The sequence below is a fragment of the Stenotrophomonas sp. LGBM10 genome (genome assembly GCF_046736075.1).
Classification (GTDB): Bacteria; Pseudomonadota; Gammaproteobacteria; order Xanthomonadales; family Xanthomonadaceae; genus Stenotrophomonas.
The window spans coordinates 1157708-1182052 of record NZ_CP177163.1 but is presented as its reverse complement, the minus strand read 5'-3'; the positions used below and the strand labels follow the sequence as shown (position 1 = coordinate 1182052).

Sequence of the window (24345 nt, the reverse complement as noted above, 5' to 3'; positions counted from 1 at the left end):
CACTGCATGATTGGTCGTCTGCGCGGGATCGTGGCCTACAAGGCACCGCCGTGGCTGATGGTTGACGTCAACGGCGTCGGCTATGAGCTGGAAGCCCCGATGAGCACCTTCTACGACCTGCCCGAGCTGGGCCGTGAGGTCACCCTGTTCACCCACTACGCGCAGAAGGAAGACAGCGTCTCGCTGTACGGCTTCCTGCGCGAGGGCGAGCGCCGGCTGTTCCGCGACGTGCAGAAGGTCAGCGGCATCGGCGCCAAGATCGCGCTGGCGGTCCTGTCCGGTGTGAGCGTGGACGAGTTCGCGCGCATGGTGCAGGCCGGCGACATCACCGCCTTGACCCGCATTCCGGGCATCGGCAAGAAGACCGCCGAGCGCATGGTGCTGGAGCTGCGCGACCGTGCCGCCACGTTCGGAGGGGGTGGGGCGCCGATCGCCGGGGCCGCACCGGCCACCGATCCGGTCTCCGAAGCCACCGTGGCCCTGCAGCAGTTGGGTTACAAACCGACCGAGGCGGCGCGCATGGCGCGCGACGCCAACACCGACGGCGATGACGTCGCCACGGTCATCCGCAAGGCCCTGCAGGCCGCGCTGCGCTGAGCCGCCGGCCGCTTCCCCGATCCTGAACGCCTGACGTCCGCCCCGGAGCCCCATGTCCACCACCACCACCCAGCACAGCAACGGCCAGGCCCCGCACGGCCACGCGCCGGCGGCCGGCGGCATGGCCCTGATGATCGGCGCCATCGGCGTGGTGTTCGGCGACATCGGCACCAGCCCGCTGTACACGCTGAAAGAGGCGTTCTCGCCGCACTACGGCCTCAACAGCGACCACGACACCGTGCTGGGCGTGCTGTCGCTGGCGTTCTGGGCGCTCAACATCGTGGTCACGCTCAAGTACGTGACCATCATCATGCGCGCCGACAACGACGGCGAGGGCGGCATCATGGCCCTGATGGCGTTGACCCAGCGCACCCTGCGCCACGGCTCGCGCTCGGCCTACGTGGTGGGCATCCTCGGCATCTTCGGCGCCTCGCTGTTCTTCGGCGATGGCGTGATTACCCCGGCCATTTCCGTCCTTGGTGCGGTCGAAGGCCTGGAGGTGGCCGCGCCCGGTCTGCATGCCTTCATCGTCCCGATCACCGTGGTGGTGCTGCTCGCCGTGTTCGCGGTCCAGCGCTTCGGTACCGAGAGGATCGGCAAGCTGTTCGGGCCGATCACCTCGATCTGGTTCATTTCCCTGGCCGCGATCGGCATCTGGAACATCATCGACTCGCCGGAAGTGCTGAAGGCCTTCAACCCGATGTGGGCGCTGCGCTTCTTCATGGAGCACGGTTGGCACGGGGTGTTCATCCTGGGCGCGGTGGTGCTGGCGGTGACCGGTGGCGAGGCCCTGTATGCCGACATGGGCCACTTCGGTGCCAAGCCGATCCGCCATGCCTGGTACTTCTTCGTGCTGCCGTGCCTGGTGCTCAATTACCTCGGGCAGGGCGCGCTGGTGCTCAACAACCCGGAGGCGGTGAAGAACCCGTTCTTCGAGGCCGTGCCGGAGTGGGCGCTGTACCCGATGATCATCCTGGCCACGATGGCGGCGGTGATCGCCTCGCAGTCGGTGATCACCGGCGCGTTCTCGGTGTCGCGCCAGGCCATGCAGCTGGGCTACATCCCACGCATGCGCATCACCCATACCTCGCACGACACCATCGGCCAGATCTACATCCCCGGCATCAACTGGGGCATCGCCGTGATGGTGATCGGCCTGGTGCTGGCGTTCCGCAGCTCGTCCAACCTGGCCGTGGCCTACGGCATCTCGGTGTCGGCCACGATGCTCATCGATACGCTGCTGCTGGCCCTGGTTGCCCGCGCGCTGTGGCCCACCTCGCGTTACTGGATCATCCCGCTGTGCGCGGTGTTCTTCGTCATCGACCTGGGCTTTGTGATCGCCAACGGCGCCAAGCTGTTGCAGGGCGCGTGGTTCCCGGTGGTGCTGGGCATCGTGCTGTTCACCATGATGCGCACCTGGCGGCGTGGCCGCGAGCTGCTGCGCGATGAGATCCGCAAGGACGGCATCCGCATCGATACCTTCCTGCCGGGGCTGATGCTGGCCCCGCCGGTACGCGTGCCGGGCACGGCCGTGTTCCTCACCGCCGACCCGTCGGTGGCCCCGCATGCGCTGATGCACAACCTCAAGCACAACAAGGTGCTGCACGAGCGCAACGTGTTCCTGCACGTGGTGACGCTGCCGGTGCCGTACGCGCCAGAGGGGCAGCGCCTGAAGATCGAGTCGGTGGGCGACGAGTTCTACCGCATCTACGTGCGCTTCGGCTTCATGGAGACCCCGGACGTGCCGCTGGCGCTGATGCGCTCGTGCGACCACGGCGGGATCTACTTCGACCCGATGGACACCACCTTCTTCGCCAGCCGCGAGACCATCGTGGCGACCGCCAACCGCGGCATGCCGATCTGGCGCGACAAGCTGTTCGCGCTGATGCACCGGAACGCCGCGCCGGCCACCGGCTTCTTCCGGATTCCGGGCAACCGCCTGGTGGAGCTGGGCGCGCAGGTGGAGATCTGACGCGGCAGCGCGCCACGCGCGCCGCAGGGACCCCGGTAGTGCCGGCCGCTGGCCGGCTCCCCACCACGCCTGCATCGCGGGTTGCCCGGTAGTGCCGGCCGCTGGCCGGCACTACATGGCGCCTTCATCGCGTGGAGCCGGCCAGCGGCCGGCACTACATGCCAAGTTGCCGGCCAGCCGCCGGCACCACATGGCGCGGATCGCGCTCCTTTTGCCGCATAATTGCGCCATGACTGACGACCGCATCATCGGTGCCGGTGCCACCCGCGAGGATGACACCACCGACGCCAGCATCCGCCCCAAGCGCATGGCCGACTACCTCGGCCAGGCGCCCGTGCGCGAGCAGCTGTCGATCTACATCGACGCGGCCAAGGGGCGTGGCGACGCGCTCGACCACGTGCTGATCTTCGGCCCGCCCGGCCTGGGCAAGACCACCCTGAGCCACGTGATCGCCAACGAACTGGGCGTGGCGCTCCGGGTCACCTCCGGGCCGGTGATCGAAAAAGCCGGCGATCTCGCGGCGCTGCTGACCAACCTGCAGCCGCACGATGTGCTGTTCATCGACGAGATCCACCGCCTGTCGCCCGTGGTCGAGGAAGTGCTGTACCCGGCGATGGAAGATTTCCAGATCGACATCATGATCGGCGAGGGCCCCGCGGCCCGCTCGATCAAGATCGATCTGCCGCCCTTCACCCTGATCGGGGCCACCACCCGGGCCGGCCTGCTGACCGCGCCGCTGCGCGACCGCTTCGGCATCGTCCACCGGCTGGAGTTCTACACGCCCGAGGAACTGACCCGGATCGTGCGCCGCTCGGCCGCCATCCTCAACATCGACTGCACGGCCGAAGGCGCGGCCGAGATCGCGCGTCGCTCGCGCGGCACCCCGCGCATCGCCAACCGGCTGCTGCGCCGGGTGCGCGATTACGCCCAGGTCAAGGCCGCCGGCCATATCGACCAGGACGTGGCCCAGGCTGCCATGCAGATGCTGAAAGTGGACCCGGAAGGCTTCGACGACCTCGACCGGCGCCTGCTCAGGACGATGGTCGACTACTTCGACGGTGGCCCGGTGGGCATCGAATCGCTGGCGGCGGCCCTGTCCGAAGAGCGCGGCACCCTGGAAGACGTGGTCGAACCGTACCTGATCCAGCAGGGTTTCCTGATCCGAACCGCGCGCGGCCGCATGTGCACGCACAAGGCTTACCGGCACATGGGCCTGAAGCCGAAGAACCCGCCCGCCGACCTGTTCGCGGAGGTTCCGGATGTCGGTTAGCCCCGGGTTCAGTTGGCCGACACGCATTTACTGGGAAGATACCGATGCTGGCGGCGTGGTCTACCACGCCCGCTATGTCGCCTTCATGGAGAGGGCGCGCACCGAATGGATGCGGGCACTGGGCTTTGGGCAGGAGCGCACGCGCACCGACCACGGCCTGGTCTTCGCGGTCCGCTCGATGAGCATGGATTTCCTGAGGCCCGCGCGACTGGACGATGCGCTGGCCGTGACCGCCACGCTGGTGCAGTGCAAGCGCGCCAGCCTGGTGTTCCACCAGGCGGTGTGTCGCGGCGATGAAACGCTGCTGACCGCCCAGGTGAAGATCGCGGCACTGGACGCCACCACATTCAAACCGCGCGGCATGGACGATGCATTCCATGCCGTGCTGAAACACCACGAATTTCCAGAATCCGCACACTGAGGAACAACGGATGATCGCAATGCTCCTGGCCCTGCAGGCCACGGTGGTCGAGGCGCTGCCGCAGGAAGTCACCAGCGCCGCGTCGCAGACCGTCGCGCAAGCCGCGCATGGCGGTGGCATCAATTACCTGGACCTGATGGTCAAGGCCAGCATTCCGGTGAAGATCATCGTGCTGCTGCTGCTGGCCGGCTCGTTCATCAGCTGGGTGATCATCTTCCGCAAGGCGCGTGTGTTCAACGCCGCCAACCGCGAGGCCGACGAGTTCGAAAGCCGCTTCTGGTCCGGTGCGGACCTGGGCAAGCTGTACAGCGCCGCCACCGACCGCAACCGCAAGGTGGGTGGCCTGGAGGCGATCTTCGAAGCCGGTTTCCGCGAGTTCACCCGCCTGCGCGACAAGCGCCGGCTGGATGGCCGCGCCCAGCTTGAAGGGGCCCAGCGCGCCATGCGCACCAGCTACACCCGTGAAGTGGACCAGATGGAGCGCAGCCTGGAGCTGCTGGCCAACATCGGTTCGACCGCCCCGTACGTGGGTCTGGTCGGTACGGTGTTCGGCATCATGGTGACCATGCACGACATGATCAACAGCGGCGAGCAGGCCGGCATCGCCTCGGTCGCACCGGGTATTTCCGAAGCCCTGTTCGCCACCGCCATCGGCCTGTTCGTGGCGATCCCGGCGGTGTGGGCCTACAACCGCTTCACCACCCGCGTGGAGCGCCTGTCGGTCCGCTTCGAAACCTTCGCAGAAGAGTTCAGCTCGATCCTGCAGCGCCAGACCGCGGGCGACGAGTAAGCGCCCAGCACCAAGGACCCTGCCATGACCGCTGCCATTGGCCGCCGCAAGCGCCGAAAGCTCAAATCCGAAATCAACGTCGTGCCCTACATCGACGTGATGCTGGTGCTGCTCATCATCTTCATGGTCACCGCGCCGCTGCTCACCCTGAGCTTCGATGTGGACCTGCCGAACTCCCAGGCCAAGGCACTGGAAAGCAAGCAGGACCCGGTGGTCGTCTCGGTACGCCTGGACGGCCAGCTCACGCTCAAACTGCCTGACGCCAAAGAGCCGGCCGTGATGGAGGCCGCTGAACTGCAGGCGCGTCTCGGCGCGCTGTCGGCGCAGGACAAGAACCTGCGTGTGATCGTCGCTGCCGACCGTGCCGTGGCGTATGAAAAGGTGGTCGCGGCAATGGACGTGATCAAGCGCGCCAACGTCGAAAAGGTGGGTCTGGCGACCGATGCACGCTGACGCCCTGCCGCCGCAGCGCCAGTCCGAGGAACAGTGGGGTCTGCCGATCGCGCTGGCGTTGGCCGTGCACCTGCTGCTGGCGCTGGTGTTCATCGCCGCCTGGCTGTGGTCGCCCCAGCGCAGCACCGAGGCCGCCGCCGGCGACCCGGCCATCGAAGCCAGCCTGCAGCTGTCGGCCGCCGAGGCGTCTGCCGCGCGGCAGGCGCTGCGCGCCTCCGAATCGCTGCCCGCGCTGCCCGAGCCGGTTGCCCAGCCCGAACCGATTCCCGAAGACACCGTGCCGCCACCGCAGCCGCTGCCCGAGCCACGCCCGCAGGACGCCCCGACGCCCCAGCAGCAGCAGGCCCAGGAGCGCGTGGCCCAGCCGGACAAGATCGACCAGGAGGCCGTCAACGCCCTGGCGATTTCGGCCGAGAAGGCCAAGCAGGAACAGGAAGCAAAGCGCCGCCAGGAACAGATCGACCTGACCGAGCGCAAGCGCCAGGAACAGGCCGAGCAGAAGCTGCGGCTGGCCAAGCAGCAGGAAGAGGCCGACCAGAAGAAGAAGCTGGCCGAGCAGGAACAGAAGGCCAATGACGCCAAGGCCCAGGCCGAGCGCGACAAGAAACTGGCCGAGATCCGCGCCAAGCGCGCCCAGGCCGAGAACGAAGCCAAGCTGGCCGAGCAGAAGCTGCGCCAGGTGAGCGCTGCGCGTGCGGCCACCGCCGCCGCCTCGACTGCCGGTGCCACCGGCGCCGCACAGCCGGCCGCCGGCGCGGGCGGGGCCAGTGACGATCTGCGGGCCAAGTACGCGGCGGCCATCCAGGCCAAGGTCACCGACACCTGGATCCGCCCGCCGAGCGTTTCGCCGGGGCAGGGCTGCCGGATCGCCATCGTCCAGTTGCCGGGCGGCCGCGTCATGAAGGCCTCCGTGGTGCCGCCGTGCCCTTACGACGATGGGGCCCAGCGCTCGCTGGAGGCGGCCGTGCTCAATGCCCAGCCGTTGCCGTATCGCGGTTTCGAGACGGTGTTCGCACGCGAACTGACCCTGAATTTCCGACCGGAATGAGCCGTCGGGGCGCCCGTATCGTTAACGCGATGTGAGAGCGCCCCGGTTCGACACTCGGATTTCACGTGCGGTTGGTTCATGATTGCGAAACCGTTCAACCCGGTTCTGTTATCCCTCGTTGTGGTTCCCGACTGAGCATTCCATGAAGATGATGTCTCGTTTACTGGTCGCGTGCGCGGCCCTGTTGCTCCCGTTTGCTGCCCTGGCGCAGCAGAAGGGCCTTGAAATCGACATCATCGGCGGCCGCGTCTCGGCCACGCCGATCACCGTGGTGCCGATGCCCTACCAGGGCTCCGCCGCCGCGCCGGCCACCGATGTCGCCGCCGTGGTCCGCGCCGACCTGGACCGCTCCGGCCAGTTCAGCACGCTGCCCGAAGCCCAGATCGTCGAGAAGCCCACCCGCGGCAGCGAGATCCAGTTCCCCACCTGGCGTGCGCTCAAGCAGAACTACATCGTGGTCGGTCGCGTCATGGACGCCGGCGCCGGTGCCTACCGCGTCGAGTACGAGCTGTACGACGTGCCCAAGGGCGAACGCCTGCTGGGCCTGGCGATGACCGCGCGCGGCACCGCCATGCGCGATGTCGCCCACCAGATGGCCGATGCCATCTACGAGAAGATCACCGGCGTACGCGGCGCGTTCTGGACCCGCATCGCCTATGTCACCGCCAGCGGCAAGGGCGATGCCATGCGCTATGCCTTGATGGTGGCCGATTCGGACGGCTTCAACCCGCAGACCATCGTGCGTTCGGCCGAACCGCTGCTCTCGCCGACCTGGAGCCCGGACGGCAGCAAGCTGGCCTATGTCAGCTTCGAACGCGGCAATTCGGCCATCTACATCCAGAACATCGCCACCGGCGCCCGTGAGCTGGTCACCAGCTTCCGCGGCATCAACAGCGCCCCCTCGTTCTCCCCGGATGGCCGTCGCCTGGCCCTGTCGCTGTCGCGCAGCGGCAACCCGGAAATCTACGTGATGGACCTGGGCAGCAAGCAGCTGACCCAGCTGACCAACCACTTCGCCATCGACACCGAGCCGACCTGGAGCCCGGATGGCAGCAGCGTCTACTTCACCTCCGACCGTGGCGGCCGCCCGCAGATCTACCAGGTGCCGGCCAGCGGCGGCAGCGCCTCGCGTGTGACCTTCCAGGGCAACTACAACGCCACCCCGAGCCTGTCCTACGACGGCAAGAAGCTGGTGGTCGCCCAGGGCAGCGGCAATACCTACAAGATCGCGCTGATGGACAGCAGCCAGGGCTCGGCGCGCTGGAGCACGCTGTCGCCGGGTTCGCTGGATGAATCGCCGAGCTTTGCGCCCAACGCAAGCATGGTGTTGTACGCCGCCCGCGAGGGTGGTCGTGGAGTGTTGTACGCCGTTTCGGCCGATGCGCGCGTGCGCCAGCGGCTGGTTCTGGCCGACGGTGACGTCCGCGAACCTTCGTGGTCGCCATACCGTACAAAGCGCTAACAGAGTGTTAAGATTCGACGTATTCATCCCTCATCCGGCTTTAGGAGCCTCAAAGGTATCGCCATGAACAAGTCCACCCGTGTTCTGCTTGTCTCCCTGTTGTCCGTGGCCGTCCTGGCCGGTTGCTCCAAGAAGGTGAAGGAAGCACCGGAAGCTCCGGTCGACACCGGCTCCTCGACCACCCAGCCGACCGGTCCGTCCACCTCGGGCCTGTACGGTCCGGGCGACCTGGATACCGATTCCTGCCTGCGCCAGCGCGTCGTGTACTTCGACCTGGACCAGGACAGCCTGAAGCCGGAATTCCAGGCCATCATGGCCTGCCACGCCAAGTACCTGCGTGACCGTCCGTCCTCGCGCATCACCCTGCAGGGCCACGCCGACGAGCGCGGTTCGCGCGCTTACAACCAGGCCCTGGGCGAGCGTCGTGGCAATGGCGTGTCCTCGGCACTGCAGGCCAACGGTGGCTCGGCTTCGCAGCTGACCGTGGTGTCCTACGGTGAAGAGCGTCCGGTCTGCACCGAGACCAACGAGTCCTGCTGGTCGCAGAACCGTCGCGTCGAAATCGTCTACACCGCTCAGTAATAGATGCGCCTTCGATTCATATCGATGATCGTTGCGGCAGCCCTCGTGGCTGCCGCACCGGCCCACGCGCAACGCCAGAGTCTGGCCGACCGCGTGGGGTCGCTTGAGCAGCAGGTGCTCAACAACCAGTCCAACACGGACATGCTCAACCAGCTCAACCAGCTCCGCACGCAGATGCAGGCGCTGCAGTCGCAGGTGGAGCAGTTGCAGCACGAGAACGCCCAGCTCAAGCAGACCAGCCAGGACCAGTACCTGGATCTGGACGGGCGGCTGAACCGGCTGGAAGGCGGCGCTGCGCCGGCCCTGCCTGCCGCGCCTGCTGCCAAGGCCCCCGTGGCCCCCCCGAAACCGGCAACGGCCGCTTCCGAGCGGCCGCCTTCCGTGCACGGCGATCCTGGCAGCCTGGCGGCCAGCGGCGACGAGCGCACCGCCTACAACGTCGCCTTCGACGCCCTCAAGGCCGGCAAGTACGACGACTCCTCGCAGCTGTTCCTGAGCTTCCTGGAGCTGTACCCCAATGGCGTGTACACCCCCAATGCCTTGTACTGGCTGGGTGAGAGCTACTACGCCACCCGCAATTTCCCGCTGGCCGAGGCGCAGTTCCGCGACCTCGTCTCGCGCTACCCGACCCACGACAAGGCGTCCGGTGGCATGCTCAAGATCGGCCTGTCGCAGTACGGCGAAGGCAAGATCGACGCCGCCCAGGCCACCCTGGAGCAGGTCGTCAGCACGTACCCGGGCTCGGATGCCGCGCGCACCGCGCAGGACCGCCTGCAGTCGATCCGGCTGGGTCAGCAGATCCGCTGAGACCCCGTCGGCCCAGGCCGGTATACTTGACTGTTGGGCGACCGCCAGCGCGGTCTTCACCCTGAAGTGCCGGGCCATGCCCGGCTGTCGTCGTTTCCGCAGCCGTAGTCCCAGAACACCCTCATGACCGCAACCCTGTCCGCCGCCGCCGCGCTCCCCAGCGAGATCGTGCAATCGCCCCTGCCGCGTCTGAAGATCACCGAGATCTTCACCTCGCTGCAGGGAGAAGCCGATACCGCCGGCTGGCCGACCGTGTTCGTCCGCCTGACCGGCTGCCCGCTGCGCTGCACCTACTGCGACACCGCCTACGCCTTCCACGGCGGCACCTGGTGGGATATCGACGCGATCGTCGCCGAAGTGCTGGCGCAGGGCGTCCACCACGTCTGCGTGACCGGCGGTGAGCCGCTGGCGCAGAAGCGCTGCCTGGTGCTGCTGGAAAAGCTCTGCGATGCCGGCCTGGACGTCTCGCTGGAGACCTCCGGTGCGCTGGACGTCAGCGCGGTGGATGCGCGCGTCTCGCGCGTGGTCGACCTCAAGACGCCGGGGTCCGGCGAGATGGCCCGCAACCGGCTGGAGAACCTGCCGCTGCTGACCCGCCGCGACCAGATCAAGTTCGTGCTGTGCAGCCGCGAGGATTACGACTGGGCGCGCGGCATGGTCGCCGAGCACCGGCTCAATGAGCGCAGCATGGTGCTGTTCTCGCCGAGCAAGGGCCAGGTAAGCCCGCGCGAACTGGCCGACTGGATCGTCGAAGACCGCCTGCCGGTGCGTTTCCAGATGCAGCTTCACAAGCTCCTCTGGGACGACGAGCCCGGGCGATGACCGGCCGCCGGGCGACCCCCGGCCGCTCTTACTGATTCCTTCCGGCGCGGGACAGCGTGCTGGCTTTCCCGCAACCCACCGGAAACACCCCATGAAGAATGCAGTTGTCCTCCTGTCCGGCGGCATGGATTCCGCCGCCGTCGTCGCCATCGCCCGCGAGCAGGGCTTCGCCGTCCATGCGCTGAGCGTGCGCTACGGCCAGCGCCACACCTCCGAACTGGATGCCGCGGCCGCGGTGGCCACGGCGCTCGGCGCCGTCGCCCACAAGACCGTCAACGTCGACCTGCGCAGCATCGGCGGTTCGGCGCTGACCGACGATATCGACGTGCCCGAGGCGGGCGGCGAGGGCATCCCCGTCACCTACGTGCCGGCACGCAACACCATCATGCTGTCCGTCGCACTGGGCTGGGCCGAAGTGCTGGGCGCCAACGACATCTTCTGCGGCGTCAACGCCGTGGACTACTCCGGCTACCCGGACTGCCGCCCCGAATTCATCGCGGCCTTCCAGACCCTGGCCAACCTGGCCACCAAGGCCGGTGTGGAAGGGGCGGGCATCCAGGTGCACGCCCCGCTGCAGTTCCTGAGCAAGGCCGACATCGTGCGTGAAGGCGTGCGCCTGGGCGTGGATTTCGGCCTGACCGTGTCCTGCTACAACGCCGACGACAGCGGCGCGGCCTGCGGCCACTGCGATGCCTGCCGCCTGCGCGCGCAGGGCTTCGCCGACGCCGGCGTGGCCGATCCCACCCGTTACGCCTGATTGCCACACGGGTACGCCTGCGCGCCAAGATAGGTTAGAATGCGCACCCCCGGCAGCGATGTCGGGGCATGCAATGGGCCGTTAGCTCAGTCGGTAGAGCAGAAGACTTTTAATCTTTTGGTCGATGGTTCGAATCCATCACGGCCCACCACTGCATCCATGAACGAAGGCGCCTGCGAGGGCGCCTTTTTTCGTTTCGCCACATTGCGGCTCGTCGCCATTTCACGCAATCTTTCTGCTCTATTGAAAGCAGGGACAGCGAATGACGCAGGGAATGCACACCACCGCAGCATCGGCAACGAACGGACCGATGGCGGCACGCGATGGGCTCGCTGCGTGGGTGCGCCGCGCAGGCAAGGGCGCGCTGCTGCTCGCCGTTCTTTACGTGCCGACCGTACATGCAGCACCCGACGCTGGGCTCGCCGTGGAGTACTACGACGTGCAGGGAACCACGCTTGCGCAGTTGCGCGCGTCGCTGAGCGCCCTGGGTCCAGTCGATGACGACGGCGAGCGCCATCACGGCCAGGTGAACTGGAACCTGCAGTGGCGCTACAACTACAGCACCGATCGCGGTGGCTGCCGGCTGACCGGATTCACCGTCCAGCGCAGCACTACCATGCAGTTGCCGCGCTGGGTGGATGTGGATCGCGCAGCGCCGGCGCTGCGCAGCGAATGGGAACGGTACAGCCAGGCGCTGCGCCTGCATGAGGATGGCCACGTGGAGACCGGTGCGCTGGCGGCGGTCGAGCTCGAACGTCGTGCGGCGGCGGTCAAGCGCAGTCCCACCTGCGCAGCATTGACCGCCTCGCTGGATGAGATCGGCAAAGCCGTGATCCAGGAATTCAAGGCGCGCGATATCGAGTACGACGCGACCACCGGGCATGGCGCCACGCAGGGCGCGCAGCTCTGAGGCTCCTCAGTAACGCCGCCGCGCGATACGTGCGCTCTGTTGCCATCATGGAGCGCTAGCCGGTACACGACAGGCCCAGCATCTTCGCAGGTGCTGTCTGGCTGACGGTCGCCCGCCCATGACGCCGATTCACGAGCCAGCCGATGTAGTGTCGATTACCGATGCCTACGGTCGATTCGGCCAATTCCCACACCACGGTGGGCAGTTCCCAGATGGTGTAAGGAAGTTCCCAGCGCGAATATCGACGCGCTGGATTCTTTCGCTGAACAAGTGATCTTCGGGGGAGGCAGCACCTTTTCTCCACGTGGGCGCGCCCCGTATGAAAGCGATGATGTGTTGGATTCTGCTCGTCGGTGTATTGGCCTATTCCGTCCATCTGTTCGTCCGACGTGGCGAGCCCGCACGTCCCCGTGTCGCCAGCGGTTCCGGCATGCCCGCAGCCATGAAGCCCCCCCTTTCTGCCATACAGGCAAGACCTTCGCCCAGGCTGAAAATGGGCCCGCGAGCGGTTGAGACGCGGCTCGTTACCCGGCACGGTCCCAAGGCATTCAGCATTGTACGTGCGGAAGATCTGCGTCCTGATGGCGATGCACTGCTTCACGTCCAACAGAACCTGAGGCAATCGGAGCAGGGTGACGGAACGGCAACCTATCGAATATTCCTGGCTGTACTGGACTGCCGGAGGATGATCGTCGGTAGCGTCACGGCTGTAGATGGCGCCGACGATGTCATTCGGCGGCTCCAACAATGCGAGGGGCTGCTCGCTGCCCCCGAGATCATGGATGTCGACTGGCTCACGCGAGCTGCGGACCAGGGAAGTATCGAGGCCATGCTGGTCTATGCAGAAAATCCCAATCACGTGCTCGGCACGGACACGTCCGTCCATCTCAGGGATCCGGAGCGTTTCTCGGAGTGGAAGTACAAAGCGCGGTTCTATCTTGAAGCCGCAGCTGACGTGGGAAGTGTGGATGCGCTTATGGCGTTGTCCAGTGCCTATGGCAGAGGCGACATCGTCGAGGGCAACGAAAGCGAAGGATACGCCTACGCGTCTGCTGTCCAAGTGTTGGCTCAGGTTGCGGGCAGCGAGGAGCTGCTCAGCGCATACCGCGCCGGCTTATCACCCGCAGAAACGGTTCGCGGAGAGCGCCGCGCTCGTCAGATCATCAGACGATGCTGTGGAGAGTGAGAATGAAAATTCAGGTGGAAGGCAGGATGCCAGGTGTGGCTTGGGGAATTGGATTGCTCGTGGCGATGGCCGCTGGCATATGGATGTGCATTGCGTATGCTCAAGCAGGAAAGCGAATTGCGTCGTGGAATGCAGTGCCTGTTCGCTTGGGCGGCCGTCGCCGGACGTGGCAACAAGAGTGTTTCTGGACACGTTCGAGCGCGTCATGCGTTGGGGGCCGAATGCACTCGACAAACTGAATATCTATCCTGGCGATGTCATTACCGTCTGCAACGGATACATCTGTGTCGACTACATCAAGACCGAGATTGGCTATGAAGGTAATAGGGTTCGTGAGCAATCGACGAATCCGCGACCCAGGTCCGGGGGAGGGGGTGTGCCCTCTGGGAATCCGGTGATACCAGGTAGTGGGGGTCCTGGAAGAAGTGGTGGGGTCTCCATTGGTCCGCTCAGCAATCCCGGAAGCAGTGACAAGAAGAAGACGCCCGTCAGGACACGTCAACAGTAGCCTCTACTGGGGCTTTGGGCCGCTGGTCCACAGCCCTGTTGCGCCAGCCTGATTCTAGGGGGGGGTGCAGTGTCGGCTACCGTCATCCCTGGTCCATCCCGGCAACGCTCGAGAATCGACCGGCATGCAGACCAGTGTTGATGCTCCTGATGGGAAATTCGGGTCAGCGAGCAGGGCAGGCTGCGCCTGGCCCGGCGTCAGTGTCGTGTCAGGTCGAGATCGATGGCATCAAGCACGCGTTGCGCACGGGCGCGCGCGGATTCGCCGGCACGCGCGCCGACCGCAAGATCCGGGACGATGCCGGCGACTTCGTCGCTGCCATCGGCGCGCAGCCGCACGCAGTTGGGAATGCGCACGCGCAGATGGCTGTTGGGCAGTTCGCTTGGCGCTGCGGCGCTCATGAAGCCGCAGCCGTAACCACCGCTGCGGCTGCCCACGACCCGCGCGATGCCGTTGTCCTGCAGGCGGGCCGCGAACATCTCCGCCGAGGACGAGGTCTTGCCGTCGATCAGCAGATAGACCGGACCGCTCCAGGCGCCGCGATGCGCACGCACGTCCTGTGCCCAGTCCAGGCGATGGGCGATGAGGAAATCGTCAAGCCGATCCACTGCGGGGTCGGCCAACGGGCCGCCGGATGTGCCCGCCGCGACCAGGCGCCGGCAGCGCTGCGCCGACCAGTCCTGTTGGGTCTGCCAGACCCACGACAGGTCGCAGGCGGGGGTCTGTGCGGCACGCAGCGCGGTGGCGAACGCCGTGCGCTGCTGCGTCAGCATCGGGCGGGCACGGGCGTCGGGCCGGTGGCGGGTCAATGCATCGTCGAGCCGCTCGAACTGCTCCTGCAGATAGTCGACGCCGGCGCCGGACGCGCTCATCTGCAACGTGGCCGAGCGCACCGGCTGATCGGTGAACAGGCGGGCGAGGGTGTCGCCGCTGTCGTCGCCACCGGGATTGGTGCCGACGTCGACCAGCACGGCGTCCACGGCCTGCTGCCGGAAGCGACGCAGCGTGGCGGCGATCTGCGCGACCCAGGCCTCCTGCAGCGTGGCCCGCATGGTGCGCACCCCATCGGCGTGGCGCAGTTGCGGCCACAGCCGATGGCACAGGCCGGGATAGCGCAGCGCGTCGAACTCGTGCAGGCGCAGCAGGCCGAGGCGGCGTCCGTCGGCGAGGGTGATCACACCGCTGCGCAGGGCCGGCTCGGCGTTGCCGCCGACGGCGCGGTACGCCGGCAGCGTCTGCAGCGGCAGGCTGTAGTCCTGGCGGCCTTCGTCGACCACGCCCAGCACCGCGCAGCCGGTGGTCGCGTCGAGGGCGCGCGGGTCCACCGGGGCGGGCATCGGCCCGGGTGCATCGGTTGATTGGCGGTCGAGCAGGGCCAGATGCCCATCATGGAAACCGGCAACGAACGTGCGCAGTGCCTGTTCCGCTTCGGCATCGCTGTGCGCTTCGTCCACCGCGCGGGCGGCGGCATGCGCCAGGGCCGGCAGGTCCACACCGCTCTGCGGCGACGCCATCCAGGCCAGGTGGGCGTAGTCGTCCTGCAGCGTCTGCGTCAGCGCGGCCAGATCGGCGCGCCAGGCGGCGCGGTCCACCTCGGTGGCGGCGTGGACAGGTGCCGTTGCCAGCACCCCGAGCAGTGCGCCGGTGAGCGCCATCCGTAGCGTGCGTGGTGTCATCCGTGATCTCCGCGGGTGCGGCGCGCCGTTGCGCCGGTGTCTGCATGGAACCTGCAGGATGCTAGCAAACAACAGCGCCCTCACACCCCCGTTCCGCAACCGCGCGCATGATCAGGCCGTACCCCTGAAGTCGGGATCGACGATCCCACGGAGCGGTGCCATGAAGACCATCAACACCGGCCCGCGCGTCCGCGTGCTCAACCAGATCATCGGCGTGGCCCGCGACGGGCATGACCTGTATGCGCGCGGCGTAGCGGACATGCAGGACAACGACCCGGACCTGGGCGCGCTGCTGATGCGCATGGCCGAGTCGAACGCCAGGGTGGTGGACCGCGTGAGCGGCCTGGTACGCCTGGAAGGCGGCCGGCCCGTGCGACACGGCACGATCGCCGGCCATGTACGCGGCTATTTCGGCTGGCTGGGAACGGTGCTGGGCGATGCAGGCATCCAGTATCTGAGCGAAAGCCAGGCCAGCGAGGCCCGGCTGATCCGGGTCATGGAAGCGGCGGTACGCCACGGTGACCTTGGTGAGGACACGTGCGGGACGCTGGACGCGATGCTGCGCGACACACGCCTGTGCCGCGACGACATGCGCGGGCGGCTGAACACCATGCGCGCGCGCGATCCCTGAGGAAGCGTCGGACATCTCATGCAACAGGAACGGCGGCGCGCAAGGCGTGCCCGCCACGGAGCGGGTCAATGATGATCGTACTGAAGGATTCGACGGGCAGGCGCCTGCGTCTGGGCGAGGGGTGTCTGCTGGAAGACGGCGTACTGTTCCACCGTCGCACGATGCTGGTGGCGGTTGGCGATGGCCTCCGCCTGGCGCCCGGCGTGCTTGACGTGATCAACGCGTCGGTCGCCGGCAGCGCGTGGTTGTCGATGGAACAGGAAGGCCACCTGGCCGCCCCGCCATTGCGCTGGGAAACGCTGCATGTAGCGAGCTGATTCCCCGCGCCGTTGCAACCCCTTAGACCCGTGAGGCTGCGCGGACGCGCAGCCCCACCGAATCTGTGCAACGCCGCCGCTGTTACTTCTGCTGCGGCGAACGGGTGCTGTCTTTGTTGTCCTGCTGCTGCTTCTGCTGCTTGGCCAACGCGTCCTTGCGCTCCTGCTCCTTCTGCTGGTCGGTCTGGGCAGCGGCATTCTTCTGGACGTTGTTTTCGTTGTTCTGCATGGTGGACATGGTGTTACTCCAATACGACGTGATGTCGCAGGAGCCATACTGGACCGGGTGCCGTTACGCAGCGGTCGCACGCACATGAGGGTAGGGTTAGTGCCCGTTCCCGTGCGTGGATCCATTCAGATGAACAGGTCGATCACGTCAATCAGCGTGTCAGTGCTGTCGTGTTCGTGCTGGCGCTCGTAGCGGTGCTGGTCGCGCACGTCGAGTTGCTCATCGTCGATCAGGCCGCTGAAGTACACCATGCCGACAAGCAGTACCACCGGCGATACCAGCAGCGACAGCAGCAGCTGGAACAGCCCGAGCAGCACGCCGCCCTTGAACATCGTCGCGATGGCGAGCACGCCGCCGCAAAGGCCGAGCGCGATCCCCAGCAACAACCCGGCCCAGCCCCACGGCAGCAGGAAACTCAGCCATGACAGCAGCAGGACCAGCCATGCCACACGCGCGCGCCGGCTTGGCGGTGGTGTCCTGGCAGAAGACGCGGAGGCGGGCGCAGAGGAAGGCGCGGGGGCAGTGCTGGCGGTCGACATGCAGGATCCTTTTTGCAAGAGGGCCACATCCTACCGTCCGCGCGCCGTACGCGCAGCGGCGTGCACCTGCCCTCAACGCGGAGGTGGCGATACTGCGGGCGATACCCGTTGCGCGCCGGTGCGCGCAGAATACGAGCCTGTCCGTTGTCGTACCGCTGGAGGTTGCATGAACCGTATCGCCCTTGCCGTTGCCGTCACACTGGCCCTGGTGGGCTGCTCGCGCAGTCCCGAGCCGGCCGACCCTGCATCCCCCGCAGCGGCGCCTGCAGCGCGCACCGCCCCCGTCGCACTGCCTGCAGCGCCGTCGGATACGGCCACCGCCACACCCTCGTTCGACTGCGCCAAGGCCACGTCCGATGCGGAAAAGTGGGTGTGTACCGACGAAGGGCTGGCCGCGCTGGACCGCCAGCTGGCCGCGCAGTACAAGCGTGTGCAGACCGCACCGGACGAACTGGATATCGCTGCCGAGCAGCGCGGCTGGATCAAGGGCCGCGACGCCTGCACGCGCGCGGTGGACCCGCGCCAGTGCCTGCGCGAGGCCTACCAGACGCGCCTGGTGGAGCTGACCGTCAACAGCGGCGGCGTGCGCGCGAGCGCGACCGGTACCTATCGCTGCGACGACGCCGCCAAGCCGCTGAAGGTGGTGTTCTACAACGACATCGACCCGGCGGCGGCGATCGTGACGCTGGGTACCGACCAGGCCATCGTGTTCCCGATCGAGAGCGCCAGCGGCAGCCGCTATGGCCGCGAAGGCGTGGAGTTCTGGGAACACCAGGGCGAGGCGACGCTGGAGTTCTACGGCACCGCACTGCGCTGCACGGTTGAACGCTGACGCGTCTGCACGTCAGCGGACGCGGCGGTAGCGCACTTCGTTCTGGCGGTCGCCCACCTCGGTGGTGACAAAACCGTCGCGGCTCTGGCTGATGTCGAACACGCTGTCCCCGACATTCAGCCGGCCGCCGTTGACCCAGCCGGAGAGCGTCTGGCCGCGCGCCTGCGCCGACATGCGCCCGTCGCTGTCGATGCGCATGCGGATATCGGCACCGTACATGGCGTTGTAGCCCTCGAACTCTCCGATCATCCAGGTGGGCACGTACGAGGTATGCCGGGCGCCCTGGTAGCGGTCGTCGTCGTAGCGATCGTCGGACGTGTTGGCGTTGTGGACCAGTGCGCCGAGGATCGCCGCACCGATCAGCACGCCGGCGGCAACCTTGGCGTCGTGGTTGTCATCGTCGTCCCGGTCATGGCGCGAGCCGCCTCCCTGCACGCGGAAGGAGGCGCGGCAGCCGTCGTCCACCCACACCTCGCGGCGGTCGTAGTCCCAACTGCGGCCCTGGCGGCAGTCCGCGCCGGACAACTGCCGATCCAGGCTGACATGCCCGGCATAGGGCAGCGTGCAGGCGTGATACCGGTTGTCGCGGCTCTCGCAGGTGACGACATCGTCGGCCCGCGCGTCAACCAGGGTGGCGAGCAACAGCAGTGGGGCACTCAACAGAAGGCGTGTCTGCATGGCATGGGTCCGTGGCCCACGGGCGGGCCCTGTGGGTTGAACGATGCCAGTGGCGGATGAAAAACGGATGAAGGCGCAACGCGGCGCGGGTCAGGCGGCGCGTCCGGTTTCCATCGCACCGAAACAGCCACGGATGGCGTCGAGCAGTTCGCTCATCGAGTAGGGCTTGGGAAGGAAATGGATGCCCTCGCGCAGGCGCGCGGTGACCTCGGCCGGGTCCAGCCCGGAGGTCACCAGTACCGGCAGCCCGGGCTGGGCGCTGCGGATCAGGTGCGCGGCATCGATGCCATTGAGCTCGCCCAGGCATACATCGGTGAACACCAGATCGAAACGCTCGCCCGCACGCAGCAGGCCAAGCGCTGCCTCGGCCGAACTGACCGCGGTCACCTCGCAGGCCTGGCTCTCCAGCGCGAGCCGGCTGAGCTCGCGGGTGTCTTCGGTGTCTTCGATCAGCAGTACGCGCGGGATGACGTGGCGCTTGGACAACAACATGACGCGGAATTCCCTGGGGTTGGCCGGAAACGGCGCGCAAGTATGGGGCGGCGCAGGTTAGCAGTTCGTGCAGGCGGCCGGACGGGCGTGATGCCGATGCAGCAGGTACAGCCCCAGCACGGCCAGCAGGGCGGCCGACAGGCGCAGGCTGTTGCCCTGCCAGCCGATCGCCGTGGCATCGCTGACCTGCATGACGTTCCAGGCCATGTTCAGCGACACATGCAGCGCCACCGCGCTCCACAACGTGTTGCGGTCCAGGCGGCACAGCACGGCGAACACCACGCCGCCGATGCCGGTCATCGCAAACACCTGCAGTGCCACGCCGCCGCCGCCGCCGAACGACCACCAGTGGATGGCGCCGAAGATGACAGCCTGTACCAGGGCGGCAGGCCACCACGGCCAGCCCAGCCGGCGGTGGGCGAACAGGACGCCGAAGCCACGGAAGATGACTTCCTCGGCCAGCGGGAACAGCACGGCCAGCATCAGCAGCGGCAGCAGGCGGGCCTCCGCGCTGACGCCGCCCAGCCACCACAGGCCGAGCCAGCACGGCAGCGTTGCCAGCAGCACGATGGCCGGCCCCTGCCAGCTGCTGCCGGCCAGCCCCAATGCCTGCCGCAGCGGTACGTCCGGACGCAGCCAGGCCGCGACCGCGAGGACCAGCAGCACGCCCAGCCCGTTGTCGATGATGGCGCCGCCGAAGGGGATCGGCAGGCCGGGAATCGGCAGGCCTGCCCAGCCGGCCAGATCGCGCAGGTTGATCGACACCAGCAGGGTGGCGACGAGCAGGCTGGCGCTGAGCCAGAACGGGCGGTGGGGGGCAGTGGGCATGGTCGTCATCCTTGGCGTGCGGTGCACACAGTGTGTGGCGTGGGCAGTGCGCGGGCATGGGACAGAGGTCGGGGGCCCATCAGTCATGCGGCGTTGCGCAGGGGGGCGCTGCGGCAGGGTAGAGTCGGGGTTTGATCGATGGAGTGGCGACGATGCAATGCCCCGTATGCAAGACCCAGGCGCTGGTGATGTCCGAGCGCCAGGGCATCGAGATCGACTATTGCCCGCAGTGCCGCGGCGTGTGGCTGGACCGTGGCGAACTGGACAAGATCATCGAACGGTCGGTAGGCGGCGCCGCGCCGGCACCGGTGCGCGCAGCGGCGCCTCCGCCGCCGCCGCCGTCGGTGCAGCACCGTGATACCCGTCATCTGGGCCAGCAGTACGGCGACCAGCAGGGCTATCGCAAGAAGAAGAAAGAGAGCTTCCTGTCGGACCTGTTCGATTTCTGATCGCGTGCGGCAGCGCCGGCCTCAGGGCCGGCGCAGAATGAATTCCAGGTCGCGGCTGTCGCCGACCACGAAGTCGTAGTGGCCCACCGGCACACAGCCGTAGCGCGCATAGAAGCGTTGCGCACCATGATTCTCCGACCACACGCCCACCCACAGGGTGCGGCGTGCGGGCTGGTCCAGCCAGGCGAGGAAGGCGTCCATCAGGCGCGCGCCGTGACCACCGCTCTGATGGCGGGCCAGCACATACAGGCGCTTAAGCTCGATATCGCCCGGGCGCGCGTCGGCATGCGGCAGCCCGTTCGGGCCGGCCGCGAGGTAGCCCACCGCGCAGCCGTCCTCTTCCAGCAACCACACCGCACTGTGCGGATCGTCCAGTTCGCGCTGCTGCGGGGCGGGGCTGTAGTGCGCCTGCAGGAACGTCTGGAGGTCTTCGGGCGGGTAGGAGTCGCCGAAGGTTTCGGTGTAGGTCGCGATGGCGATGGCCGACAGGGCGTCGGCGTCGGCCACGTTGGCGCGGCGGATCTGCAGGGGCATGGGAACGCGGAAGCGGAAGCGGAAGCGGTGCGGCAGCTTACGTCATCGCTGCGTCCAGGGCGCACGCGGCGCCCGGGACGCACGCAGGTCTAGAACACGCAGGTCTAGAACCAGACCCGCACGCCGGCTACCCAGCGGGTGTCGCGGGCATCTTCGCCGGCGGCCGCGTGATGGTCGGCGGTATCGCCGAACAGGCGCTCGTGACTGATGCCGATGTACGGCGCGAAGCGGCGGCTGAACTCGTAGCGCAGGCGCAGTCCGGCCTCGACCTTGTTCAGGCCGGAACCGGTGCCGTACGCGGGCTCGTCTTTGGCCGAGAACGTGGCCTCCACCAGCGGTTGCAGGATCAACCGGTTGGTCAGCAGCAGCTCGTACTCCACTTCGACCGTGGCGGCGACCTGGCCGCCTTCGCCGATGTAGGCGGTGGCGGACGTTTCGAACTTGTACGGTGCCAGGCCCTGGATGCCGATGGCCGCCCAGGTGCGCGAATCGGCAGGCCGGAAGTCCTGCTTCACCCCGACCAGCACGTCCCACCACGGCGACACGCTGCGGCCGTACAGCAGTTCCAGATCCGACGATCCGGTGCGGCCATCGCTGCGCTCGCCTTCACTGCGCATCCAGAGGCGGTTGATGTTGCCGCCGATCCAGCCACTGGCCTCCCACGCCTGGCCATTGCCATGCTTCCCGTCCCACTGCTCCAGGCGGTTGATCAGCAGCATGCTGTGGATCTCCGGCGCGTGTTCCATCGCGCCGTGGTCGATCGGCGGAAACGCGGCGATGCGGTCGGCCTCGGTGACGGCGGGAATCGGCTCCAGCGGTTCCCGCGGCGCGGGGGACGCGTGGTCCATCGCGGCATGGTCCATCGTGCTGTGGTCCATGTTGCCGTGGTCCATCGCTGCGTGGTCCATGTTGCTGTGGTCCATCGTTGCATGGTCCATGTTGCTGTGGTCCATCGCTGCGTGGTCCATGTTGCTGTGGTCCATCGTTGCATGGTCCATCGTGCTGTGGTCCATGCTGCCGTGGTCCATTGTCGAATGGTCCATCTTGCTATGGTCCATGCCGCCGTGGCCCGCGTGGGAGGATGTACCGGCGGTGGCGGGGGGCGCGGTCTCCGCAGGCGCTGTGGCATGCGCATGCGACTGCGCCCAGGCAGGCGCCGACAGCGCGGCCAGCAGCGCCGCCGTCAGCAGGCGGGGGGAGTGTGCGGTGAGCGTGCTCATTCTTCGATCCTCACTTCGCGCATCATGCCCGCTTCCATGTGGTACAGCAGGTGGCAGTGGTACGCCCAGCGGCCCAGCGCATCGGCGCGCACGCGGTAGGTGCGGCGCGTACCGGGCGGCATGTCGATGGTGTGCTTGCGCAGGTGGAAGTCGCCGTCGGCGTTCTCCAGGTCGCTCCACACGCCGTGCAGGTGGATGGGGTGCTGCATCATGGTGTCGTTGACCAGCACGATGCGCATGCGCTCGCCGTAGTTCAGGCGCAGCGGTTCCGCGCTGGCGAAGGGAATGCCGTCGAACGACCAGCTGAACTTTTCCATGTGGCCGGTGAGGTGCAGTTCGACCTCGCGGCCGGGATCGCGTCCATCCGGATCGTCGAACAGGCTGCGCATCGCGCCGTAGGTGAGAACCTGGCGGCCGTTGTCGCGCAGCCCGATGCCGGGATCGTCGAGCTTGGGCTCGGTGGCCATGCTCTGCATGTCGATCAGCGGGTTGCCCGTCTCGCTCGGCGCGTGGCGCGGGGCCTTGTCGCTGCCGCCGTGCGCCCCGTGGCCCATGCTGGCGCCGCAGCCGCCTTCCATGCCCTTCATGTCGTGTCCCATGCCGCCCATGTCGTGGCCCATGTCGGACATGGTCAGCAGCGGGCGCGGGTCGCGCGCGGGAATGGGGGCCTGCAGGCCGTGGCGCACCGCCAGCGTGCCGGCGGCGTAGCCGGTGCGGCCCATATCCTGGCAGAACAGGGTGTAGGCGTCCTGGCCGCTGGGCTCGACGATGACGTCGAAGGTTTCCGCCGGCGCGATGCGGAACTCATCGATGGTGACCGGGTGGATGTACTGGCCGTCGGCGGCGACCACGGTCATCTTCAGGCCCGGGATGCGCACGTCGAAGTAGGTCATCGACCCGCCGTTGATGAAACGCAGCAGCACCTTCTCGCCACTGCGGAACAGGCCGGTCCAGTTGCCGGCCGGCGTGGTGCCGTTGAGCAGGTAGGTATAGGTGTGCGCGTTGATGTCGGAGATGTCGGTGGGGGTCATCCGCATCCGTCCCCACATGCCACGGTCGGCGGTAGCCGCAGCCCAGCCGTCACGACGCACATCGCGCAGGAAGTCGGGCAGGGTGCGCTTGTAGTAGTTGTCGTACTCGGCGAGCTTTTTCATGCGCCGGAACAGCGCGCCCGGGTCCATGTCGGTCCAGTCCGAGAGCATGATCACGTGCTCGCGGTCGAAGCGGTACGGCGCCGGCTGCAGCGGGTCGATGATCAGGGCGCCATACAGCCCGGCCTGTTCCTGGAACATCGAATGGCTGTGGTACCAGTACGTGCCGGACTGCTTGAGGGTGAACCGGTACTGGTAGGCCTCGCCCGGCGCGATGCCGTTGAAGCTCAGGCCGGGCACGCCGTCCATGTTGGCGGGCAGCAGGATGCCGTGCCAATGGATGGAGGTGGGGTGGCCCTGCAGCGCATTGGCCACGCGCACCGCCACCGTGTCGCCTTCGCGCCAGCGCAGGATCGGGGCGGGCAGGCTGCCGTTGACCGTGATCGCCGGGCGGGTGCGGCCGGTGAAGTTGGCCAGCGACTCGCCGATGCTCAACTGGAATTCCTGGCCGCTGAGCACCTGCGGGGCGGCAGCGAGGCCGGGACCGGCGGCGGCGAACGCGCGCGGGCTCAGGCCGGTGGCGGCCAGGCCGGCGGCGACGCCACCGGCGGCCAGCCCCTGGACGAACAGGCGGCGCGACGGCATGGGCAGGGCGCCCGGGCCGGGTTGGGTAGGGTGGGACATTGCAGCTCCGAATCGGATCCAATGGCACGCGCAGGTGCCAGTACGCCATCCGCGCAGGCAGCGCGGGGCATCGCGTCAGTCGGGCGCTCGCGGGGAGCGCGGGATCAGGCGATCGGAGGGCGGGTGATGCGGTCCAGCGGCAGGCTGGGCAGGGTCGCGCGTGCCGGGGGCAGGGGCGCCAGCGCCGGCGGCGCCGGTGTGGCGATCCAGGCGATCTGGACGGCCAGGCTGGGCTGCTGCGCGCAGGTGCGCAGGCAATCTTTGATCTTGCAGTGGTCGCCGTCGTGCGGTGCCTGGGCGTGGTCGAGAACGACGGCCGGTGCCGGCGGTGCGCTGGCCTCATGGCCGTGACAGGGCGGTGCGGGGGCGGCGACGGCGGTGTCTGCCGGCTGCGCCAGTGCCAGGGTCATGGAACCGGCCAGCGCGACGTTCAGCCCGTTGAGCAACAGGCTGAGCATCAGGATCAGGCGCAGGAGCAGGCCACCGGCGGTCATGGGCGTCACCTTACCGCCAACGCCGCGAAGGCGCACCCGTGGCTGAACACGGGGTTCAACTCTGGA

Annotated in this window: 28 protein-coding genes and 1 tRNA gene; 19 read left to right on the top strand and 10 right to left on the bottom strand. The window is 67.5% G+C overall.

What is annotated here, in order from left to right; genetic code table 11:
- Positions 1-6: 6 nt before the first annotated feature.
- From ruvA to ACLB90_RS04925, 15 genes are all read left to right on the top strand, one after another.
- Complete coding sequence (gene ruvA, locus ACLB90_RS04995; RefSeq protein WP_411851890.1) at positions 7-597, top strand: Holliday junction branch migration protein RuvA; 591 nt, start codon at positions 7-9, stop codon at positions 595-597.
- 121 nt (positions 598-718) lie between these two features.
- Complete coding sequence (locus tag ACLB90_RS04990; RefSeq protein ID WP_411852699.1) at positions 719-2569, top strand: potassium transporter Kup; 1851 nt, start codon at positions 719-721, stop codon at positions 2567-2569.
- A 229-nt stretch (positions 2570-2798) separates the two neighbouring features.
- On the top strand, positions 2799-3839 hold the full coding sequence (ruvB, locus tag ACLB90_RS04985; RefSeq protein WP_411851889.1) for a Holliday junction branch migration DNA helicase RuvB: 1041 nt from the start codon (positions 2799-2801) through the stop codon (positions 3837-3839).
- Complete coding sequence (gene ybgC, locus ACLB90_RS04980; protein ID WP_017354677.1) at positions 3829-4260, top strand: tol-pal system-associated acyl-CoA thioesterase; 432 nt, start codon at positions 3829-3831, stop codon at positions 4258-4260. Before ruvB ends, ybgC begins: the two co-directional genes overlap by 11 nt.
- A 10-nt stretch (positions 4261-4270) precedes the next feature.
- A complete protein-coding gene (gene tolQ, locus ACLB90_RS04975) occupies positions 4271-5050 on the top strand; it encodes a protein TolQ (RefSeq protein WP_411851888.1) in 780 nt (259 codons plus the stop codon).
- Positions 5051-5074: 24 nt separating this feature from the next.
- Positions 5075-5503 carry a protein TolR gene (tolR, locus tag ACLB90_RS04970; RefSeq protein WP_017354679.1) on the top strand — a complete coding sequence of 143 codons (429 nt, stop codon included), beginning with the start codon at positions 5075-5077 and terminating at the stop codon, positions 5501-5503.
- Complete coding sequence (tolA, locus tag ACLB90_RS04965) at positions 5493-6551, top strand: cell envelope integrity protein TolA (RefSeq protein ID WP_411851887.1); 1059 nt, start codon at positions 5493-5495, stop codon at positions 6549-6551. Before tolR ends, tolA begins: the two co-directional genes overlap by 11 nt.
- 142 nt (positions 6552-6693) lie before the next feature.
- Positions 6694-8013 (top strand): Tol-Pal system beta propeller repeat protein TolB, encoded by a 1320-nt coding sequence (gene tolB, locus ACLB90_RS04960; RefSeq protein ID WP_411851886.1) that lies wholly within the window; start codon positions 6694-6696, stop codon positions 8011-8013.
- A 63-nt stretch (positions 8014-8076) separates the two neighbouring features.
- Positions 8077-8595 (top strand): peptidoglycan-associated lipoprotein Pal, encoded by a 519-nt coding sequence (gene pal / locus ACLB90_RS04955; RefSeq protein ID WP_411851885.1) that lies wholly within the window; start codon positions 8077-8079, stop codon positions 8593-8595.
- Positions 8596-8598: 3 nt separating this feature from the next.
- On the top strand, positions 8599-9402 hold the full coding sequence (gene ybgF, locus ACLB90_RS04950; protein WP_411851884.1) for a tol-pal system protein YbgF: 804 nt from the start codon (positions 8599-8601) through the stop codon (positions 9400-9402).
- A 123-nt stretch (positions 9403-9525) separates the two neighbouring features.
- Positions 9526-10224, top strand: coding sequence for a 7-carboxy-7-deazaguanine synthase QueE (gene queE / locus ACLB90_RS04945; protein ID WP_411851883.1), 699 nt, complete (start codon positions 9526-9528; stop codon positions 10222-10224).
- A gap of 91 nt (positions 10225-10315) precedes the next feature.
- Positions 10316-10981 carry a 7-cyano-7-deazaguanine synthase QueC gene (gene queC, locus ACLB90_RS04940; RefSeq protein WP_017357007.1) on the top strand — a complete coding sequence of 222 codons (666 nt, stop codon included), beginning with the start codon at positions 10316-10318 and terminating at the stop codon, positions 10979-10981.
- A gap of 75 nt (positions 10982-11056) precedes the next feature.
- Positions 11057-11132 (top strand) — tRNA-Lys (locus ACLB90_RS04935).
- Positions 11133-11291: 159 nt separating this feature from the next.
- Positions 11292-11891 carry a DUF922 domain-containing Zn-dependent protease gene (locus tag ACLB90_RS04930; protein ID WP_411851882.1) on the top strand — a complete coding sequence of 200 codons (600 nt, stop codon included), beginning with the start codon at positions 11292-11294 and terminating at the stop codon, positions 11889-11891.
- 319 nt (positions 11892-12210) lie between these two features.
- Entirely contained in the window at positions 12211-13077 is an 867-nt protein-coding gene (locus tag ACLB90_RS04925; protein ID WP_411851881.1) for a hypothetical protein, read from the top strand.
- A 705-nt stretch (positions 13078-13782) separates the two neighbouring features.
- On the opposite strand, the gene ACLB90_RS04920 is transcribed toward ACLB90_RS04925, so the two are convergent.
- Positions 13783-15261, bottom strand: coding sequence for a S41 family peptidase (locus ACLB90_RS04920; protein ID WP_411851880.1), 1479 nt, complete (start codon positions 15259-15261; stop codon positions 13783-13785).
- 160 nt (positions 15262-15421) lie between these two features.
- On the opposite strand from ACLB90_RS04920, the gene ACLB90_RS04915 reads away from it, so the two are divergent.
- Positions 15422-15892 (top strand): PA2169 family four-helix-bundle protein, encoded by a 471-nt coding sequence (locus ACLB90_RS04915; RefSeq protein ID WP_411851879.1) that lies wholly within the window; start codon positions 15422-15424, stop codon positions 15890-15892.
- Between the two features lie 68 nt (positions 15893-15960).
- Positions 15961-16209, top strand: a complete 249-nt coding sequence (locus ACLB90_RS04910; protein WP_411851878.1) for a hypothetical protein — start codon at positions 15961-15963, stop codon at positions 16207-16209.
- 82 nt (positions 16210-16291) lie between these two features.
- Here ACLB90_RS04910 and ACLB90_RS04905 read toward each other — a convergent pair whose 3' ends face one another.
- On the bottom strand, positions 16292-16447 hold the full coding sequence (locus ACLB90_RS04905; protein ID WP_153164674.1) for a hypothetical protein: 156 nt from the start codon (positions 16445-16447) through the stop codon (positions 16292-16294).
- Positions 16448-16563: 116 nt separating this feature from the next.
- Complete coding sequence (locus ACLB90_RS04900; RefSeq protein WP_411851877.1) at positions 16564-16977, bottom strand: hypothetical protein; 414 nt, start codon at positions 16975-16977, stop codon at positions 16564-16566.
- Positions 16978-17143: 166 nt separating this feature from the next.
- Here ACLB90_RS04900 and ACLB90_RS04895 point away from each other — a divergent pair, with 166 nt between their 5' ends.
- Positions 17144-17809, top strand: coding sequence for an MliC family protein (locus ACLB90_RS04895; protein WP_411851876.1), 666 nt, complete (start codon positions 17144-17146; stop codon positions 17807-17809).
- Positions 17810-17821: 12 nt separating this feature from the next.
- On the opposite strand, the gene ACLB90_RS04890 is transcribed toward ACLB90_RS04895, so the two are convergent.
- From ACLB90_RS04890 to ACLB90_RS04880, 3 genes are all read right to left on the bottom strand, one after another.
- On the bottom strand, positions 17822-18487 hold the full coding sequence (locus ACLB90_RS04890; protein WP_411851875.1) for a DUF3011 domain-containing protein: 666 nt from the start codon (positions 18485-18487) through the stop codon (positions 17822-17824).
- Between the two features lie 90 nt (positions 18488-18577).
- Positions 18578-18979: a response regulator gene (locus ACLB90_RS04885; protein WP_411851874.1), complete on the bottom strand. Its 402-nt coding sequence runs from the start codon at positions 18977-18979 to the stop codon at positions 18578-18580.
- A gap of 57 nt (positions 18980-19036) precedes the next feature.
- Positions 19037-19807 carry a lysostaphin resistance A-like protein gene (locus tag ACLB90_RS04880; RefSeq protein ID WP_411851873.1) on the bottom strand — a complete coding sequence of 257 codons (771 nt, stop codon included), beginning with the start codon at positions 19805-19807 and terminating at the stop codon, positions 19037-19039.
- Between the two features lie 152 nt (positions 19808-19959).
- Here ACLB90_RS04880 and ACLB90_RS04875 point away from each other — a divergent pair, with 152 nt between their 5' ends.
- The gene (locus ACLB90_RS04875; RefSeq protein ID WP_411851872.1) at positions 19960-20256 is read left to right on the top strand and encodes a zf-TFIIB domain-containing protein; all 297 of its coding nucleotides are present in this window, start codon (positions 19960-19962) and stop codon (positions 20254-20256) included.
- 21 nt (positions 20257-20277) lie between these two features.
- Here the strand turns inward: ACLB90_RS04875 and ACLB90_RS04870 are convergent, their stop codons facing one another.
- From ACLB90_RS04870 to ACLB90_RS04855, 4 genes are all read right to left on the bottom strand, one after another.
- The gene (locus ACLB90_RS04870; RefSeq protein WP_411851871.1) at positions 20278-20790 is read right to left on the bottom strand and encodes an N-acetyltransferase family protein; all 513 of its coding nucleotides are present in this window, start codon (positions 20788-20790) and stop codon (positions 20278-20280) included.
- 104 nt (positions 20791-20894) lie between these two features.
- Positions 20895-22010 (bottom strand): copper resistance protein B, encoded by a 1116-nt coding sequence (locus tag ACLB90_RS04865; protein WP_411851870.1) that lies wholly within the window; start codon positions 22008-22010, stop codon positions 20895-20897.
- Entirely contained in the window at positions 22007-23785 is a 1779-nt protein-coding gene (locus ACLB90_RS04860; RefSeq protein WP_411851869.1) for a copper resistance system multicopper oxidase, read from the bottom strand. Before ACLB90_RS04860 ends, ACLB90_RS04865 begins: the two co-directional genes overlap by 4 nt.
- A gap of 104 nt (positions 23786-23889) precedes the next feature.
- Positions 23890-24279 carry a CopL family metal-binding regulatory protein gene (locus tag ACLB90_RS04855; RefSeq protein WP_411851868.1) on the bottom strand — a complete coding sequence of 130 codons (390 nt, stop codon included), beginning with the start codon at positions 24277-24279 and terminating at the stop codon, positions 23890-23892.
- Positions 24280-24345: the final 66 nt, after the last annotated feature.

What these genes read in the sequence shown, in the direction of transcription:
- ruvA (WP_411851890.1), top strand. Translation starts at nt 7, where the DNA reads ATGATTGGTCGTCTGCGCGGGATCGTGGCCTACAAGGCACCGCCGTGG.
- ACLB90_RS04990 (WP_411852699.1), top strand. Translation starts at nt 719, where the DNA reads ATGGCCCTGATGATCGGCGCCATCGGCGTGGTGTTCGGCGACATCGGC.
- ruvB (WP_411851889.1), top strand. Translation starts at nt 2,799, where the DNA reads ATGACTGACGACCGCATCATCGGTGCCGGTGCCACCCGCGAGGATGAC.
- ybgC (WP_017354677.1), top strand. Translation starts at nt 3,829, where the DNA reads ATGTCGGTTAGCCCCGGGTTCAGTTGGCCGACACGCATTTACTGGGAA.
- tolQ (WP_411851888.1), top strand. Translation starts at nt 4,271, where the DNA reads ATGATCGCAATGCTCCTGGCCCTGCAGGCCACGGTGGTCGAGGCGCTG.
- tolR (WP_017354679.1), top strand. Translation starts at nt 5,075, where the DNA reads ATGACCGCTGCCATTGGCCGCCGCAAGCGCCGAAAGCTCAAATCCGAA.
- tolA (WP_411851887.1), top strand. Translation starts at nt 5,493, where the DNA reads ATGCACGCTGACGCCCTGCCGCCGCAGCGCCAGTCCGAGGAACAGTGG.
- tolB (WP_411851886.1), top strand. Translation starts at nt 6,694, where the DNA reads ATGAAGATGATGTCTCGTTTACTGGTCGCGTGCGCGGCCCTGTTGCTC.
- pal (WP_411851885.1), top strand. Translation starts at nt 8,077, where the DNA reads ATGAACAAGTCCACCCGTGTTCTGCTTGTCTCCCTGTTGTCCGTGGCC.
- ybgF (WP_411851884.1), top strand. Translation starts at nt 8,599, where the DNA reads ATGCGCCTTCGATTCATATCGATGATCGTTGCGGCAGCCCTCGTGGCT.
- queE (WP_411851883.1), top strand. Translation starts at nt 9,526, where the DNA reads ATGACCGCAACCCTGTCCGCCGCCGCCGCGCTCCCCAGCGAGATCGTG.
- queC (WP_017357007.1), top strand. Translation starts at nt 10,316, where the DNA reads ATGAAGAATGCAGTTGTCCTCCTGTCCGGCGGCATGGATTCCGCCGCC.
- ACLB90_RS04930 (WP_411851882.1), top strand. Translation starts at nt 11,292, where the DNA reads ATGGCGGCACGCGATGGGCTCGCTGCGTGGGTGCGCCGCGCAGGCAAG.
- ACLB90_RS04925 (WP_411851881.1), top strand. Translation starts at nt 12,211, where the DNA reads ATGAAAGCGATGATGTGTTGGATTCTGCTCGTCGGTGTATTGGCCTAT.
- ACLB90_RS04920 (WP_411851880.1), bottom strand. Translation starts at nt 15,261, where the DNA reads ATGACACCACGCACGCTACGGATGGCGCTCACCGGCGCACTGCTCGGG.
- ACLB90_RS04915 (WP_411851879.1), top strand. Translation starts at nt 15,422, where the DNA reads ATGAAGACCATCAACACCGGCCCGCGCGTCCGCGTGCTCAACCAGATC.
- ACLB90_RS04910 (WP_411851878.1), top strand. Translation starts at nt 15,961, where the DNA reads ATGATGATCGTACTGAAGGATTCGACGGGCAGGCGCCTGCGTCTGGGC.
- ACLB90_RS04905 (WP_153164674.1), bottom strand. Translation starts at nt 16,447, where the DNA reads ATGTCCACCATGCAGAACAACGAAAACAACGTCCAGAAGAATGCCGCT.
- ACLB90_RS04900 (WP_411851877.1), bottom strand. Translation starts at nt 16,977, where the DNA reads ATGTCGACCGCCAGCACTGCCCCCGCGCCTTCCTCTGCGCCCGCCTCC.
- ACLB90_RS04895 (WP_411851876.1), top strand. Translation starts at nt 17,144, where the DNA reads ATGAACCGTATCGCCCTTGCCGTTGCCGTCACACTGGCCCTGGTGGGC.
- ACLB90_RS04890 (WP_411851875.1), bottom strand. Translation starts at nt 18,487, where the DNA reads ATGCAGACACGCCTTCTGTTGAGTGCCCCACTGCTGTTGCTCGCCACC.
- ACLB90_RS04885 (WP_411851874.1), bottom strand. Translation starts at nt 18,979, where the DNA reads ATGTTGTTGTCCAAGCGCCACGTCATCCCGCGCGTACTGCTGATCGAA.
- ACLB90_RS04880 (WP_411851873.1), bottom strand. Translation starts at nt 19,807, where the DNA reads ATGCCCACTGCCCCCCACCGCCCGTTCTGGCTCAGCGCCAGCCTGCTC.
- ACLB90_RS04875 (WP_411851872.1), top strand. Translation starts at nt 19,960, where the DNA reads ATGCAATGCCCCGTATGCAAGACCCAGGCGCTGGTGATGTCCGAGCGC.
- ACLB90_RS04870 (WP_411851871.1), bottom strand. Translation starts at nt 20,790, where the DNA reads ATGCCCCTGCAGATCCGCCGCGCCAACGTGGCCGACGCCGACGCCCTG.
- ACLB90_RS04865 (WP_411851870.1), bottom strand. Translation starts at nt 22,010, where the DNA reads ATGAGCACGCTCACCGCACACTCCCCCCGCCTGCTGACGGCGGCGCTG.
- ACLB90_RS04860 (WP_411851869.1), bottom strand. Translation starts at nt 23,785, where the DNA reads ATGTCCCACCCTACCCAACCCGGCCCGGGCGCCCTGCCCATGCCGTCG.
- ACLB90_RS04855 (WP_411851868.1), bottom strand. Translation starts at nt 24,279, where the DNA reads ATGACCGCCGGTGGCCTGCTCCTGCGCCTGATCCTGATGCTCAGCCTG.